Origin of the sequence: Bailinhaonella thermotolerans (genome assembly GCF_003594875.1) — a bacterium.
Lineage (GTDB): Bacteria > Actinomycetota > Actinomycetes > Streptosporangiales > Streptosporangiaceae > Bailinhaonella > Bailinhaonella thermotolerans.
Map to the genome: position 1 here is coordinate 1 of NZ_QZEY01000021.1, position 14,453 is coordinate 14,453.

Annotated in this window: 15 protein-coding genes; 6 read left to right on the top strand and 9 right to left on the bottom strand. The window is 71.6% G+C overall.

What is annotated here, in order from left to right; translation table 11 throughout:
- Nucleotides 1-201: 201 nt before the first annotated feature.
- Nucleotides 202-939, bottom strand: a complete 738-nt coding sequence (locus tag D5H75_RS34490; protein ID WP_119930797.1) for a GntR family transcriptional regulator — start codon at nt 937-939, stop codon at nt 202-204.
- Between the two features lie 464 nt (nt 940-1,403).
- The gene (locus D5H75_RS34500; protein ID WP_119930799.1) at nt 1,404-1,805 is read right to left on the bottom strand and encodes a hypothetical protein; all 402 of its coding nucleotides are present in this window, start codon (nt 1,803-1,805) and stop codon (nt 1,404-1,406) included.
- Nucleotides 1,806-2,109: 304 nt separating this feature from the next.
- On the opposite strand from D5H75_RS34500, the gene D5H75_RS34505 reads away from it, so the two are divergent.
- Both D5H75_RS34505 and D5H75_RS34510 read left to right on the top strand, forming a co-directional pair.
- Complete coding sequence (locus D5H75_RS34505; RefSeq protein WP_119930919.1) at nt 2,110-3,324, top strand: helix-turn-helix domain-containing protein; 1,215 nt, start codon at nt 2,110-2,112, stop codon at nt 3,322-3,324.
- A 43-nt stretch (nt 3,325-3,367) separates the two neighbouring features.
- Nucleotides 3,368-3,838, top strand: coding sequence for an NUDIX domain-containing protein (locus D5H75_RS34510; RefSeq protein ID WP_119930800.1), 471 nt, complete (start codon nt 3,368-3,370; stop codon nt 3,836-3,838).
- A gap of 1,214 nt (nt 3,839-5,052) precedes the next feature.
- On the opposite strand, the gene D5H75_RS42225 is transcribed toward D5H75_RS34510, so the two are convergent.
- The gene (locus tag D5H75_RS42225) at nt 5,053-5,220 is read right to left on the bottom strand and encodes a hypothetical protein (protein WP_202638789.1); all 168 of its coding nucleotides are present in this window, start codon (nt 5,218-5,220) and stop codon (nt 5,053-5,055) included.
- Nucleotides 5,221-5,296: 76 nt separating this feature from the next.
- On the opposite strand from D5H75_RS42225, the gene D5H75_RS34515 reads away from it, so the two are divergent.
- A complete protein-coding gene (locus tag D5H75_RS34515; RefSeq protein WP_119930801.1) occupies nt 5,297-6,133 on the top strand; it encodes an isocitrate lyase/PEP mutase family protein in 837 nt (278 codons plus the stop codon).
- Between the two features lie 42 nt (nt 6,134-6,175).
- On the opposite strand, the gene D5H75_RS34520 is transcribed toward D5H75_RS34515, so the two are convergent.
- The 5 genes from D5H75_RS34520 to D5H75_RS34540 all read right to left on the bottom strand — a co-directional run bounded on the left by D5H75_RS34520 (nt 6,176) and on the right by D5H75_RS34540 (nt 10,832).
- Complete coding sequence (locus D5H75_RS34520) at nt 6,176-6,613, bottom strand: hypothetical protein (protein ID WP_119930802.1); 438 nt, start codon at nt 6,611-6,613, stop codon at nt 6,176-6,178.
- Nucleotides 6,614-6,625: 12 nt separating this feature from the next.
- Complete coding sequence (locus D5H75_RS34525) at nt 6,626-7,792, bottom strand: DUF6745 domain-containing protein (RefSeq protein WP_119930803.1); 1,167 nt, start codon at nt 7,790-7,792, stop codon at nt 6,626-6,628.
- Between the two features lie 123 nt (nt 7,793-7,915).
- The gene (locus D5H75_RS34530; protein WP_202638790.1) at nt 7,916-8,347 is read right to left on the bottom strand and encodes an STAS domain-containing protein; all 432 of its coding nucleotides are present in this window, start codon (nt 8,345-8,347) and stop codon (nt 7,916-7,918) included.
- A 381-nt stretch (nt 8,348-8,728) separates the two neighbouring features.
- The gene (locus D5H75_RS44370) at nt 8,729-10,288 is read right to left on the bottom strand and encodes a M28 family metallopeptidase (RefSeq protein ID WP_119930805.1); all 1,560 of its coding nucleotides are present in this window, start codon (nt 10,286-10,288) and stop codon (nt 8,729-8,731) included.
- A 352-nt stretch (nt 10,289-10,640) separates the two neighbouring features.
- Nucleotides 10,641-10,832, bottom strand: coding sequence for a hypothetical protein (locus D5H75_RS34540; RefSeq protein WP_119930806.1), 192 nt, complete (start codon nt 10,830-10,832; stop codon nt 10,641-10,643).
- 293 nt (nt 10,833-11,125) lie between these two features.
- Here D5H75_RS34540 and D5H75_RS34545 point away from each other — a divergent pair, with 293 nt between their 5' ends.
- From D5H75_RS34545 to D5H75_RS34555, 3 genes are read left to right on the top strand one after another with little or no spacing between them, the layout of a single operon-like run.
- Nucleotides 11,126-11,518 (top strand): GntR family transcriptional regulator, encoded by a 393-nt coding sequence (locus tag D5H75_RS34545; RefSeq protein ID WP_119930807.1) that lies wholly within the window; start codon nt 11,126-11,128, stop codon nt 11,516-11,518.
- Nucleotides 11,515-12,387, top strand: a complete 873-nt coding sequence (locus D5H75_RS34550) for an ABC transporter ATP-binding protein (protein WP_119930808.1) — start codon at nt 11,515-11,517, stop codon at nt 12,385-12,387. The genes D5H75_RS34545 and D5H75_RS34550 overlap by 4 nt, the downstream gene beginning before the upstream one ends.
- Nucleotides 12,388-12,399: 12 nt before the next feature.
- Entirely contained in the window at nt 12,400-13,359 is a 960-nt protein-coding gene (locus tag D5H75_RS34555) for an ABC transporter permease (RefSeq protein ID WP_119930809.1), read from the top strand.
- Between the two features lie 148 nt (nt 13,360-13,507).
- On the opposite strand, the gene D5H75_RS34560 is transcribed toward D5H75_RS34555, so the two are convergent.
- On the bottom strand, nt 13,508-14,383 hold the full coding sequence (locus tag D5H75_RS34560) for a universal stress protein (RefSeq protein ID WP_242454681.1): 876 nt from the start codon (nt 14,381-14,383) through the stop codon (nt 13,508-13,510).
- Between the last annotated feature and the right edge of the window lie 70 nt (nt 14,384-14,453).

A 14,453-nucleotide genomic window follows, 5' to 3' on the forward strand; every position in this document is an offset into this window, starting at 1 on the left:
CTCGACCTGCCCTACCGCGTAGCACCCGTGCGGGAACACCTGCCCGAAGTGCACCGGGATCGCTCCTCGCAGCGCCATGACCACCTCCTCTTGACAGGTTTGGTATTCGATCTACCTCAACCTGACCTATCAGGTTGTGACCTGAAGGTAGATCGACTGACCTGACATGTCAAGTAGGCGATAGGGAGAAATCTGTCCTATCTATGCCAGCGGGTAGACGTCCCGGAGTTCATGCCGATCGCCAGGCAGTACGGCGTCCACCAGTTGGCGAGGTCTGCCCTCCGGATCGATCCCGGACACAAGGAGGTTGAGCACAGGCGCGCCCGGGTCAACCTGAAGCACGGAAGCCTCTTCCGCCGTCGCTCCTCGGGCCAAGGTCCGCTCGATCGCATAGTCAAGTCGCAACCGTTTCCGCCCATAGAGATGTCGGCGAATACCTTCATCCAGCGGTTCCGGCGACGCCAGCTTGGTGCCGGCAACGAGGTCGAGTGGAAACCAGGCGGACACCAACTCGATGGGTCCGTCCTCGTCACCGACGACGTACCTTCGGACGAACGCCTTGGTCCCGGTCGGGAGCTCCAAAAGAGCGGCCACGCGGGCCGGTGCCACCACGATGCCGGCCTGAAGCAACTCAGCTCGGGAATCCGCCTCCGCGACGTCCAGTAGACGTCGCCCCGGGTGAGGGTCGGCTTCAATGCCAAGGGAAGGAGTCTTCCCCCGAACAAAGGAGCCCCGCCCGGTCTGTGTCTCGATGAGGCCCTCTTGACGGAGCAAGCGCAGCGCCTCGATCACGGTCGGTCGAGAGACGTCGAACTCCGCGACAAGTTGGTGCTGAGACGGCAGCATCGTGCCCGGAGGATAGACCCCGTCCCGGATCCGTGCCCGGAGCGTCTTGAGCACCTTCTCGTACTTAAGTGCGTCCTCCGGCTTTGCTGGCATTACAACCATCCTGACCGTCTAAAGGTGACCTATCAGGCCGAGCGTAACATCTGGTTAGGCTTTTGACCTCGCCGAATCTCCTGGGCGGGCAGGACCGCAGGAACCTCGACAGCCCAGCCCGAGCTACCGGGCCTCTCCCGTGAGAAGCCGCATCCACCACAGTTCACCGACATCCCGTGTCCAGCCTCCCGTGTAGAGCACCTGGGGAGGGTCCGACTGAACGATCTTCCGTATCCCATAGGAGCCACCCATGGAGATGAACTCGTAGTAGGTCGCGGCACAGCAGCAGGTGTAGCGCACGACGCGCGTACGGTCTCTGGGCACGGGGTCCCAGTGGAGCGGGCGGTATCTCGCCTGCCGGGGCCCGAGATGTGGCGCGAGATCGGTGCAGGCGTAGTCGGTGTCGTAGCCGTCCAACAAGCGCGCCATGATGCGCTCGCCGGAGTCGCCCTCTCGTCTCCGCGTCATGACGTCTCATGTCTGTCGCGCCCGTTGATGAGTCCGGCGATCAACGGTGAGAGCGGGTGGTCGCGACGTAGTTCGGTGTAGCGCAAAGCGACTCGGCGCGCAGCCGTCGCCGGCGCACCAACGTGGTTGTAGGCCCAGACGTAGCGGTTCTGTGCGGTGAGGCGGCCCGTCCACCAGCGGTAGTAGTGGATGCCGTCCGTCCAGACGACCAGCTCAACCCAGACTGACACCGTCGCCATCCCCGGGATCGCATGGGTGTCCGCCGCGATTCCGAGCGATTCGAGTTCCCGGCACAGACGACGCGCCGCGATGAGCGCAGCGTCCCCCGTTTCACGCTCGCCGCGGGAAGTCGCGCCCGGCACGTGGACGAACCCACGCGAGACATCACCATCCATCACGCCGCGCTCAGTCCCGACCCGGCGCAATCGAAGCAGTCAACCCGAGACAAGGCGTGCATCCGCCCGTCGAGTGCCCGCACGCCATACGCCTGGCGCACCCGCGCGTATCGCCAGCCTTTTCCTCTGCACGTAGGGCAGGCAGGCGTCCGGTCCTCTCTGTCTCGCCGTGAGTTCACCGCTGTCCTCCACCGGATGGACGGATCCCTGTCCAGTCGGGACACTAGGTCGCAGTGGCGGCTGCACCCCGGAAAGATTTTCCGGGGTCTACGCGAGATCCAGGCGAGGCTGTGTAGGCATGCGCGGGATGACGGACCACCTGACCATCGGAGAGCGAATCGCCTGGTACCGGCGGCGCCGAGGGATGTCACAAGAAGTGCTCGCCGGACTCGTCGGCCGAACGACGGACTGGTTGAGCAAGGTCGAGAACGACCGCATCGAACTAGACCGGCTGTCCGTGATCAAGTCCTTGGCCGTCGCGCTCGACGTCGCTCTCGGTGACCTGCTCGCGGAGCCGTCCCTGCTCGACTGGACCCCCGACAGCGGAGACCGCACCGTTCCCGCTCTGCGGGCGGCCATCACCGACTACCGGCAACTCGCCCCGATGCTCGCCCTCGCCCAGGCCGATGACCCACCCAGCCTGCCCGAGCTACGCCGGGAGATCGCCGACATCTGGAACGCCTACCAGGCGTCCCGATACGGTCTGGTCGTACGCAGACTCCCCGCCCTCCTGGCCGAGGCTCAGCACGCCGCCATCGCGCACGAAGGAGACCAGCGTGACCAAGCCCACGCCTTGCTCGGGCAGGTCTACCACGCCGCCGCCACGATCCTCGTGAAGATCGGGGAGGCCGACCTCGCCTGGGTCGCCGCCGAACGCGGGCTCAACTTCGCCCAGAACTCCCGCGACCTGATCGTCACCACCTCCCTGTTCCGTTCAGTGGCCCATGCCCTACTGTCCACCGGCCGCTACGAAGCCGCCGTCCAACTCACGGATGACGCCGCCGGCCTCCTGGACAAGGAACTCCCGCACGCGTCACCCGAGTTGCTGTCGGTCCATGGCACCTTGTTCCTGGCCGGTTCCATGGCCGCGGCCCGCGCCGAAGACCGTGCAACGACCCAGGCATTCCTGGCCGAGGCCGAGGAATCCGCTCGCAGGCTCGGGGCCGACGCCAACCACGTCTGGACCGCGTTCGGCCCGACCAACGTCACCATCCATCGCGTCGCCACCGCCATCGAACTGGGCGACCTGCAAATCGCTTTGGACAAAGGACCCGACCTCGACACTCGGACCCTCCCCATCGAGCGCCGGGTACGGCACAGCATCGCCGTCGCGCAGGCGTTCAGCCTCAGAAACCGCACCGATGACGCACTCGACGCCCTGCTCCAGGCCGAGCACCTCGCCCCCGAGCAGGTACGCCACCACTACCTCAGCCGGCAGTTGGTCCTGACCTGGATACGCCGACAGCGAGGCAAGCCAAGCCACCGCCTCATCGACCTCGCCCGCCGAATACGCGTCGTCTGAACGCCGCCGACGCCGGCCCCCGCGTCCGGCTAAGGTCGGGATCATGAGCGACCCCGGTACTCCGCCCATGACGCGTGCCCGTGCCGCAGCGGGCGCGCTCTTCTTCGATGAGCACGGCCATGTCCTGCTGGTCCAGCCCAACTACAAGGACCACCGAGACATCCCCGGCGGGTACATCGAGCCGGGCGAAACCCCGTTCCAAGCATGTGTCCGCGAGGTCCACGAAGAACTGGGCATCCAGCCGCCCATAGGCGAACTCCTGGTCGTGGACTGGGCACCCCACCCCCAGGAAGGCGACAAAGTCCTGTTCGTCTTCGACGGCGGCACCCTCTCCCCCACCCACCGCCGCCAGATCACCCTAGGTGCCGAACTCGACGGCTACGCCTTCCACGCCCCCGAAGAACTGCCGGCCCTACTCATCGAACGCCTCGCCAACCGCGTAGCAGCCGCCCTCACCGCCCGCCGCCAAGGCCGCACAATCTACCTCGAACACGGCAACGAACTGCCGAATTGACCTTTTAGACATCAAGGGCGGCGGCGCAAGCGCCGCCGCGCGGCCCTCGCCCGGCCGCACGCTGCGCGTGCGGCCTGGGGGCCGTTCTCGCGCGCGGCCAGCTCGGGCCGCGGTGATTTTGAACAATTCGCAACCATGCTCGCTCACCATGGCTAGGCTCAAGACTGGCGCTTCCCAACACGTGTGCCCTGTGTTCGGTTCCTCGGGGGATCGAACAAACCGACTCCTGTGGCTGATCCCCAAGGTCGAACGTCACAGGACAAACGAAAGGGGCTCATATGGATAAAGAGCGGAAGCTACCGTTGTGGCGACAGTATTGCCCTGAACGGAAGGAGATGGTGGCACTCGGGATCCGTGCGATCCTGATCATCATCGACTTCTTTAAGGGACGGTGAGGGGCCCGAAGATCCGCTAGAGCACCGGACCCCTCGTATGCGTCGCCGGGACAGCCCAACCTGCCAGGGTTGGGCTGTTCCATTTCTGCGTGATGCACACTGATGCGTCATGATGCATCAGAGTGAATCAGTCCTACCGTAGGACACTGCCAGTAGAACCGCCAGCAAAACCGCCAGCCGCGCCGCAAGCGAACGACGAATCGAAGATGCCTCCGGCGGGGGCACTCCGGCTCCGAGATGATCAACTTTGCTAGCTCTGAGGTCTCTGGGGCCTGATCGTCCCGTCGTCGGCGTCCCAGGCGGGAGCCGAGCGGGCCAGGGGGCAGGGGTCAAGGTCGTTCGTCCAGCCGGGCGCTCCACCTTGACCCCTGCCCCCTGGCCCGCTCCCCTGCGGGTGGGACGACGGCGACGGGAAGATCAGGCGGGGGAGAGAGCGCGCGTGGCGCGCGGAGACGTGCCCGTTGCGTGCCCGATCGGGCGGGGAACAGCGGGGAATCACGGGGAGTCGCGGATAGAGCGATCAAGGGGCTGAACTGCGCGTCCCAAGGTCATCCCCCGGATTGTCGAGATCTTCCAAGCTGGCTATGCGGGTTCGATTCCCGTCACCCGCTCCGCACGAGCGAGGCCCAGGCCGTCCGGTGATCCGGAGCCCGGGCCTCGATCCTTTCCCGGCGTCTGCCGCCCGTCGCCCCTTGCGCGTGCCTTTCAGGTCCTTGGTGTGCCCCTCATGTCCTGGGCGTGCACGCGTGCGCGCTCCCGCCGCCCCTCCGCCTCCGCCGGGACCTCGCCGGACAGAACTCGCCGGTCAGAACTCCCCGGTCAGAAGCGGAGGAAGCGCCAGTGTTCGGCGAGGTGGCCGCGGGAGGTGAGGTAGAGCCACTGGGCGGAGATCATGTGGCGGGGGTGGTCCTGGGCGATGGAGAGCGTGAGGGACGTGGCGGCGAGGAGGGTGAGGACGGGGGCGCTCCCGCGCCAGGCGATCTTCATGGGGAGATCGTAGGGGAGGTCGAGAATGTCTGGAATGCGCTGGTAGGCGGGGCCTGGGGCTGGTGGGATGGGGGGCATGAATTCGCAGATCGAGAAGGCCCGGGCGTTCCGGGCGTTGCATGTCCCGGGGACGCCCTTGGCGCTGGCCAACGCGTGGGACGCCGGGAGCGCCGCGGTGATCGCGGCGTCGGGGGCGGCGGCCGTCGCCACGACCAGCGCGGGAGTGGCCTGGAGCCTCGGCGCCGGGGACGGCGGGCGCCTGACCCGCGAGGCGGCCGTGGGCGCCGTCCAGCGGATCTGCGCCGTCGTGGGCGTGCCGGTCACGGCCGACATCGAGGACGGGTACGGCGAGGACGCGGACGCCGTCGCGGTGACCGTGCGCGAGGTGATCGCGGCCGGGGCGGTCGGGGTCAACATCGAGGACGGCGACCTGCGCGGGCCCGGCCCGCTGCGGCACTCCGCCGAGCAGGCCGCCCGCATCGCCGCGGCCAGGAAGGCGGCCGACGAGACCGGGGTCCCGCTGTTCGTCAACGCGCGGATCGACACGTACCTGCGGGGCACCGGCGAGGCGAGCACGCGGCTCGGCGAGACGGTGGGGCGGGCGCGGGCCTACCTGGACGCCGGGGCCGACGGGATCTTCGTGCCGGGCCTGATCGACCTGGACGCCATCGCGGTGCTCGTCGCCGAGACGGCCGCGCCGGTGAACGTGATGGTCTGGCCCGGCGCCCCGGACGTCGCGGCGCTCGCGGGCGCCGGGGTCGCCAGGATCAGCCTGGGCTCCGGGGTCGCGCAGGCGGCGTACGGCCTGGCCCGCCTGGCCGCCGGGGAACTGGCCGAGGCCGGGACGTACGGCGCGGTCGCGGGCGGGGTGGACTACGGCGAGATGAACGGGCTGGTGAACCCCGCCGGATAGGACCTCGCGGGGGAGGCCCCGGGAGAGGCCTCCCCCGCCCGATCAGTCGGCCACGAGGCGCTGCCGGCGCAGCAGGTGGTCGTGTTCGCGCTGGCGGCGGATCACGTGGGTCCCGGGCGCGATGCCGGTGGCCCCGTGCTCGGGGTGGATCAGGTACGCCGGGGCGGTGCACCTGAGCGCGCCCAGGGCCAGGCCCGTCCGGTCCTCCACCTGGTTGGTCCAGCGGCAGGTCCCGGGGTCGGCGACCAGGGTGTGCGGGTTGCCGCCGGCTCCTCCGCGGAGGAGTTCGAGACCGGCGGCGGGCACCTCGGTCCAGCGGTCGCGGACGGTGACGTGGCGGGCGACGACGTCCAGCCGGACGACCAGGAGGTCGCCCTGGGCCTGGAGCCCGTCGACGACGGGCACGGCCATCTCGCGCTCCAGGTGTTCGAGCACGGCCAGGCCGGTGCGGCGGGAGAGTTCGGCGAGTGTGACGGTCATGGTCTCCTCCTTTCAGGTGCGGCGGGCGAGGCGGGCGTACTGGGGCGCGGTCAGGCCGTAGGTCCAGCCGGCCGCGGCCACGGGGTCGTCGAAGCGGGCGGGCACGCGCAGGCCGTACCGCCGCCGGGTCCCGTCGCGTTCGAGCGACCCGTTGACGGCGAGCAGCAGCCGGGCGGGCGCCTCGCGCGCGAACGACGGCAGGTCGTACAGGCGCAGTTCCGCCCCGGGGTTGCCGGGGTCCGGGGCCCGCCCGACCGGGCGCAGGCCCGCGGCGCGGATGTACTCGTCCCAGCCGATCCGCTCGACCGCGCACCGCCGCACCTCGACGTTGGGCTCGCGGGCGATGCGCTCGGGCGTCGGGTCGGTCAGCACCCACTCCGGCACGCGCGTGCCGTGCCAGGAGTACAGCGACCAGCCGTCGGCGTACCGCACGGCGGGCCCGTCCGCGCGGTGCAGCCGCAGCTCTCCGCGCTCGAACCCGGGGAACTCCTCTGTGTGCGCCTCGACGGGCCGCTCGGAGATCACGCAGACCTCCTCGCGGGGCCACCACCAGCCGCAGGAGCGCGCGAGAGCGGCCCACAGGTCCAGCAGTTCGTCGTCGGCCGGCCCGAACGACCTGCCGGTCACGCGCCGCCAGGCGTCATAGGCGGCGAACCAGCCCGCCTCGTGCTGCCCGTGCCAGGCCAGGGCGGCCGGCGACTCCCCCGCCTCGGCCACGAGCGCCGCGCGGAGCGGGAACAGCAGCGAGTCCCCCAGCGAGACGCCGAGCGGATTCCCCACCTCCCGGTCGACGAGGTCCCACGCCGGCGGCCCGCCGGAGCCGATCCGGTGGCCCCACGGGTCCCAGACGTACGCCGGAGGCGGTCCGAAGATCCGCCGCTGGAGGCGTCTTCGCAGGCCGGAGCGGAGGTTCGCGATGCGGTACGGCACCGGCCAGTCCGCCTGCCGGGCCGGGACGCGGACGCCGCGCACGAGCGGGGCGGGCGGGGCGAGCGCCATCGCGGCGGAGGGGGATTCGGCCCACACGAAGCGCGGAGGGCGGTGGCCGATCAGGTCGTAGATCCGGGTGACGGCGGCTTCGGCGGCCACCCGGTCGGCGGGGAGGGCGCACAGCCCCCAGCCCAGCCATTCGTCGCGGATTCCGGCGATCTCTCGTCGCCGGTCGGTGAGCGCGGTCACCGGATGGCGGACGCGTGGTCCTTTCGAACGATCATGGGCTCGATGGTGACATCCACCCGCCCGATCCGCAATACCCCGCCTCGATCGCCGTCCCCCGCTCCCCGGCGTACGGCTGCGCCGGGGTCAGGCCGTGCCCGACGAGGGCATGTGCGGGTCGCGCCGGGAGCCGGCGTCGCCGCCGAGGGGGAAGGTCAGGTCCACGACGGCGGCCTCGACCGAGGGGTGCCGGGGGAAGCGGGAGTCCAGGGCCGTGATGCGCAGGAGGGCGCTGAGGTTGGTCCGCACCCCGGCGAGGGCGAGGGCGCCGCCGCGCGACTCGATGAGCTTGCGGGCCCGGATGAGCTGCCCGAGGCCGACCGAGTCGCAGAAGGTGAGCTGGGACACGTCGAGGATCACCCGGGGCGTGCCCGGCCGGAGCAGGATCTGGTCCAGGGCGACGCCGAAGATGGACGCGCTCGCGACGTCGAGCTCGCCGATCGTCGCGAGGACGCTGTAGAGGGCTCCGGACTGCGCCACGACGCGCAGGTTCTGGGCCTGGTAATGAGTCTCGTCCATCCGGGGGTCCTTGGGGTGCCGGAAATGCCGCCTCCCAAGTTTTCCCCACCCGCGCCCTTTCCGACGCGTGAACGCGCCCATCGCCCCCCATCGGGACCGAGAAAGGCGAGCTGGGAGCCGCCTGGGATCGCGGAACGCGGTGGAGTACGAGGATTCCGGAAACTGGTGGCGGGAATTCCGCCGTGACCGTTTCACAGCGCTTTCCGATGGTCCTGCGGGCGGCGCTCTTCCCGGGAACGGGAACGCGCCCGGCCGTACGGCCGGGCGCGCCCGCGTGCGTCGGAACCGCGTCACCGAGAGTGGCTCGGCGTGGCTCGGAACCGCGTGTCCGGAACCCGGTGGTTCGGAACCTCGCCACCGGTGACCGCGGTGCGGCGGCCTCTACCGGTCGGCGCGGCCGTGGTCGTGGTCGTCGTGGCCGTCCGCCGCGGCGGCCTTGGCCTTGACCGCGGCCCGGGCGTCCGGTCCGGGCAGGTCGCGGCTGAAGGCGTACAGCGCCGCCGAGTGCAGGATCGCGCCGGTGTTGAGCAGCAGCGCCTTGTCGCTGATGTTCTTGATCGTGTCGCAGGCCTGGTGGTAGCAGGGGTCGAGCGCGACCCCGGCCTGGCCGCCGAACTTCGCCGCCTGCTCGGGCGTCTTGATCTCCTCGGCGCCGGTGAACAGGCCGCCCGCCGGGATGCCGACCGCGATGAACGGGCCGTAGTCGGAGCGGCCGGTGAAGTCCGTGCCGACGCTGTCGGTGCCGGCGGCGTCGAAGTACTTCTCGAAGTTCTTCTCGATCTCGTCGGACCCGGGCGGGCCGGCGGGCGCGCCGACCTGGTCGGAGTCGTCACCGTCGTACACGCCGAGGATGTAGTTCGGCGAGCCGATCATGTCGAAGTTCAGGTAGAGCTTGATCTTGGCGCGCTCGGCCTCGGACAGGGCGCCGACGTAGTGCTCGGAGCCGAGCAGGCCCAGCTCCTCCGCGCCCCAGAAGGCGAAGCGCAGCTTGTTGCGCGGCGGCAGCTTGCCCATGGCGATCGCGGTCTCCAGCAGGCCGGCGCTGCCCGAGCCGTTGTCGTTGATGCCGGGGCCGGCCAGGACCGAGTCGAGGTGGGCGCCGAGCATGACGACCTTGTTCGCGTCGCCGCGCTTGGACTCGGCGATCACGTTGTGCGTCGTGCGCACCTCGCTCGTGGTCTGGACGCGCAGGTGGACGCGGGTGCCGGCCGGGGTGTTCAGGTCCTCGCCGACGGCGAAGCTGGCGCCGACGACCGGGATCCGGACGGTGGGCGCGCCCAGCGTGCCGGTGAGGGTGTCGGTGCGGCCGGGCTGGCCCTCGTTGAAGATGATGACGCCGGCCGCGCCGGCGGCCTGGGCGTTCTCGGCCTTCACCTGGAAGGTGCAGGTGCCGCGCTGGATCAGGGCGATGTTGCCGGGGGTGAAGCCGGCGAAGTCGCTCGCCTCGCAGCCGGAGGTGGAGCCCGGCGCCGGGGGCGGGGGCAGCACCAGGTCGACGCCCTGGACGGTGGCGGTGACATCGCCGGACCCGGAGTAGGTCATCGTGGCGAAGTCGCCGATCGAGCTCCCGTCAGGGGGCGTCGGGCGGTAGGTCTTGGGCTCCGGGGAGACCTGCTCCATGGCGGCGGTGGACAGTTCCTGGAAGAACGGGAACTGGAACGCCTGGAGGGTGACGTCGTACCCCGCCCGCTTGAGCTGCGCGGCGACGTAGTCACGGGACGCGTCGTATCCGGGGGTGCCCGCGGCGCGGTTCCCGCCGTTGGCCTCGGCGATCTTCTGGAAGGCCTCCAGGTGCCGCTTCACCGGCTGGGTGCGGACCTGCTGGGCGAGTGCCGCGGGGTCGGGATCGGCGCTCACCGGCAGAGCCGTCGAGAGGGGGAGGGACAGGGCCGACGCCAGGATGGCGGCGCGGACCGCGCCCTTTCGGAGTTGAGAGCGCATTGCTACTCCATCGCACTGAATGTGTACAAGATCCCCCGAACGCGCGCCTTTGGACACTATTACAGCCAAACCCCGCACGCATAGGGCCGGAGTAATACCCACCGTCCACATTCGTCCCTGCGCACACCCGAAATCCCGGCGCCCACTTCCCCACCGCGTTCGAGTCCGCCAGGCCCCCTCCACACGCCGGAGGCCCCGCCCTCCGCCGAGTGCGGCGGCGGGGGGCGGGGCCTTCCCAGGGCGTACGGCGAGGGCGGGGCCTAGCGTCGTGCGGCTTTCATCCCAGGTGTTCGGTACGGCGGAGCGAGCCGTCGCGCGAGCCGTACCGGAAGGAGCGGGACGGCCGGCGGGCTCAGCGGCCGGTGGGGCCGGCGGGCGCGGTGCCCGCGGTCACGGCGCGGTCGGCGGTGCCGGCCCGGGCCGTGTCGTAGCGCTCGTCCCCGCGCTCCCCCGCGAGGCGCGAGATGAGCTGCGGGTCCGCGAAGGCGCACGCCAGCATGACCAGCATGCCCGCGATGAGCGCGATGACTGCGATGACGTTCATGTCTGAGGGTCCCTCCCTGTCGGCTGCATTCAGCTTCGCCGACGGTCTTCGCCCGGCACCTCGCCTGAACGAACGGTTCCGGCGGTCGCCGGTCGGCCGAATGGCCGAGTTCCTCCCTCCGCCGCAGGTTCTACCCACTCCTCCTCCCTAGGAACTCCTCCTGCTTCCCTCCCCACGGCCCGCTTTCGTCCCGCCCGTCCCCTTCGGCGCACATCGTCTCCCGTCGCCCCTTGACACCCGGCCCCGCATCATCGCACCCTTTCCCTAATGAATTAGTGAAAGGGTGTTGAAGGTTGATCGATTTCCGCCTCGACCCCCGGTCCGGCGTCGCCACCTACCGGCAACTCGTCGACCAGGTCAAACACGCGCTCCGGCTGGGCCTGCTGCGCCCCGGCGACCGCCTGCCCACGGCGAAGGAGGTGGTCGCGAAGCTGACGATCAACCCCAACACCGTGCTGAAGGCGTACCGGGAGCTGGAACGGGAGGGACTGGCCACCGGCCGCCCCGGCCTGGGCACGTTCATCACCGGCGAGCCCGCCCTGGGCGGCACCCTCGCCGACCACGCGCGGCTGCACGCGGAGCTGTCGGAGTGGGTGCGCCGGGCCCGCGCGGCCGGCCTCGGCAGGGAGGACGTGGAGGCGCTGGTCTCGTCGGCGGTGTTCGAGTCGTTCCGGGAGACGGCGTGATCCCGGCGCTGGAGGCGACCGGCCTGGGCCGCCGGTACGGCCGGGCCTGGGCCCTGCGGGACTGCTCGCTCTCGGTCCCCGCCGGGCGGGTCGCGGCGCTGGTGGGGCCGAACGGCGCGGGCAAGACCACGCTGCTGCACCTGGCCGTCGGGCTGCTCTCGCCCACCGCCGGGTCCGTCCGGGTGTTCGGCGAGACCGGGCGGCGGGACCGGGTGGCGTTCCTGGCCCAGGACAAGCCGCTGTACGACGGGTTCACGGTGGCCGAGACGCTGCGGTTCGGGCGCGGCCTGAACCCGTCCTGGGACGACGGCTTCGCCCGCGAGCGGCTGGCGGCGCTGGGCATCCCGCTCCGCGGGAAGACCGGCGCGCTGTCGGGCGGGCAGCGGGCCCAGGTCGCCCTGACCGTGGCGCTGGCCAAGCGGCCCCGGCTGCTCGTGCTGGACGAGCCGCTGGCGAACCTGGACCCGCTGGCCCGGCACGCCGTGATGCGGGGCCTGATGGAGGCGGTCGCCGAGACCGGGCTGAGCGTGCTGCTCTCCTCGCACGTGGTCTCGGACCTGGAGCACACCTGCGACTGGCTGGTCGTGCTCAACGGCGGGCGCGTCCAGGTCAGCGGCGCCGTGGACGACCTGCTGGAGGGGCACCGGCTGCTGACCGGCCCGGCGGAGGAGGCGGACGCCGTCGCCGCGCGGCTGCCCGTCGTCGCCCGGGACCGCGCCGGGCGGCGGGAGACCCTCCTCGCCCGCGCCGGCGACCCGGTGCTCGGACCGGCCTGGGCGAGCGCCCCCGTCTCCCTCGACGACCTGGTCATGGCCTACCTGCGGGAGCCGGAGGCGGCGGCGCTGCCCCGCCCGGCCCTCGCCCGCTGAGAGGAATCCCCCGTGTTCTGGCTCACCTGGCGGCAGCACCGCGCCCAGATGCTGGTGACCGCCTCATTCCTGCTGGCCCTCGGCGCGCTGCTGCTCGGCTCCGCGATCGAGGCCGCCGTGTACGCCGCGGCCCACGCCCCGCCCGGCTGCCCCGGCCCGTCGGTGGCCTGCGCCGAGGTCGGCGCCGGGCTCTCCGCGAGGTACCAGGCGGTGTACTCCCTCTACGGATGGATGCCGCTGCTGGCCCCCGCGCTGATCGGGGCGTTCTGGGGCGCGCCGCTCCTCGGCCGGGAGTACGAACGCGGCACGCACCTGCTGGCCTGGACGCAGTCGGTGTCGCCCGCGCGCTGGCTGGCGGTCAAGCTCGGCGTGCTCGGCGGCGCGGTGGCCCTGGGCGGGCTCGCACTGTCGGCGATGGCCACCGCCTGGCGGGCCTCCTTCCCCGACTCCGTCGCGGGCACCTGGTTCGGCAACCTCGGGGTGTTCAACATGGTCGGGGTGGTCCCGGCGGCCTGGTGGGCGTTCGCGTTCGCGACCGGGGCGGCCGCGGGCGCGTTCCTGCGGCGGACGCTGCCGGCGATGGCGGTCACGGTCGCCGTGGTCGCGGCGGCGGTGTTCGGGCTGTTCTCGCTCAGTGACCACTACGCCGAGCCGGCGCGCACCGTGACCACGGACCGCGCGGCGGTGTTCGCGCGGGACTCCCGGCTGCTGCGGGAGGCGTGGGTCGCCCCCTCGGGCGCGGAGACCGAGGCGGTGCCGATGACCGTCTGCCCGTCGCCGCCCGACGCGGGCCGGTCGGGGCGCAACGCCGAGGCGCGCGAGCGGTGCCTGTTCCAGGCGGGGTACCGGCTGGCGGTCTACCACCACCCGCCGGAGCGCTTCTGGCGGTTCCAGTGGATCGAGGCGGGCATCCTCCTGGCGGCGTCCGCCGTGCTCGGGGCCGCCGCCGTGGCCCGCACCCTGCGCCGCTGACGACCCGCCGGGCGTCCCGCCGTACGGCCCGCCCGTGTGGCCCGGCCGTACGGCGGGCGGGGCCTAGGCCGTACGGCGGGGGCTCGGCCGTACGGCGGGGGCTCGGCCGTACGGCGGGGCTCGGCCGTGCGGCGGGCGGGGTGGCGGGTCAGTCGCCGGGACCGCGGACCACCACGACCGGGCAGCGGGCGTGGTGGAGCACGCCGTGGGTGACCGAGCCGAGGAGCATGCGCTCGAACCCGCCCCGGCCCCGCGAGCCCATGATCACCAGATCGGCCGCGGCGCTCGCCTCGACCAGGGCGTCCACGGGATGGGCCTGCACGACGTGCTCGACCAGCTCGACCTCGGGGTACTCCTCGGCGAATCCCGCGCGGGACTCCGACAGGATCCGCTGCTCCTCGCCCTCGGCGTCGGGCTCGGTGTACATCAGCGGCATGATGTCCGGCGGCGCGCCGGCGACGAAGCGGGTCCAGGCGTGGACCGCGCGCAGCCGGGCGCCCCGGATGGACGCCTCCTCGTAGGCCAGGCGGAGCGCGTTGAGCGAGTGGGGCGAGCCGTCCACGCCGACGACGATCTCGTTGTGGACGCGCGGCTGGGTCTCGCGGACGACGACGACCGGGCAGGCGGCGTGACCGGCCAGGCTCAGGGCCGTGGAGCCGAGGAGCAGCGAGCCGAAGCCGCCCGCGCCGTGGCTGCCCACGACGAGCACGTCGGCCCCCTCGGCCTGGTCCAGCAGCGTGGGGCGGGGGTCGCCGCCGACCAGCTCGGTGGTCACCCCCGGCCCGTCCAGGCCCTGGCGCTCCAGGTGGGCGGCGGCGTCCTTGAGCACCGACCGGCCGCAGTCGCGCATGTAGACGCCCACCTCGCCGCGCGGCGCGTCCTCCGGCATCGAGTACGCCCAGGCCGGCATCACGTGGACCAGCCGGACCGGCAGGTCGCGCAGGGCCCCCTCGCGCGCCGCCCAGTCCGCGGCGGTCAGGCCCGCCTCCGAGCCGTCCACGCCGACGACGATTCCGCCGCTCACCTTGCGATCCCCCCTGCCGAAATCGGAGATATGGTCCATACCCCTGCGATCGCTCAGCAATCGGTCCCAC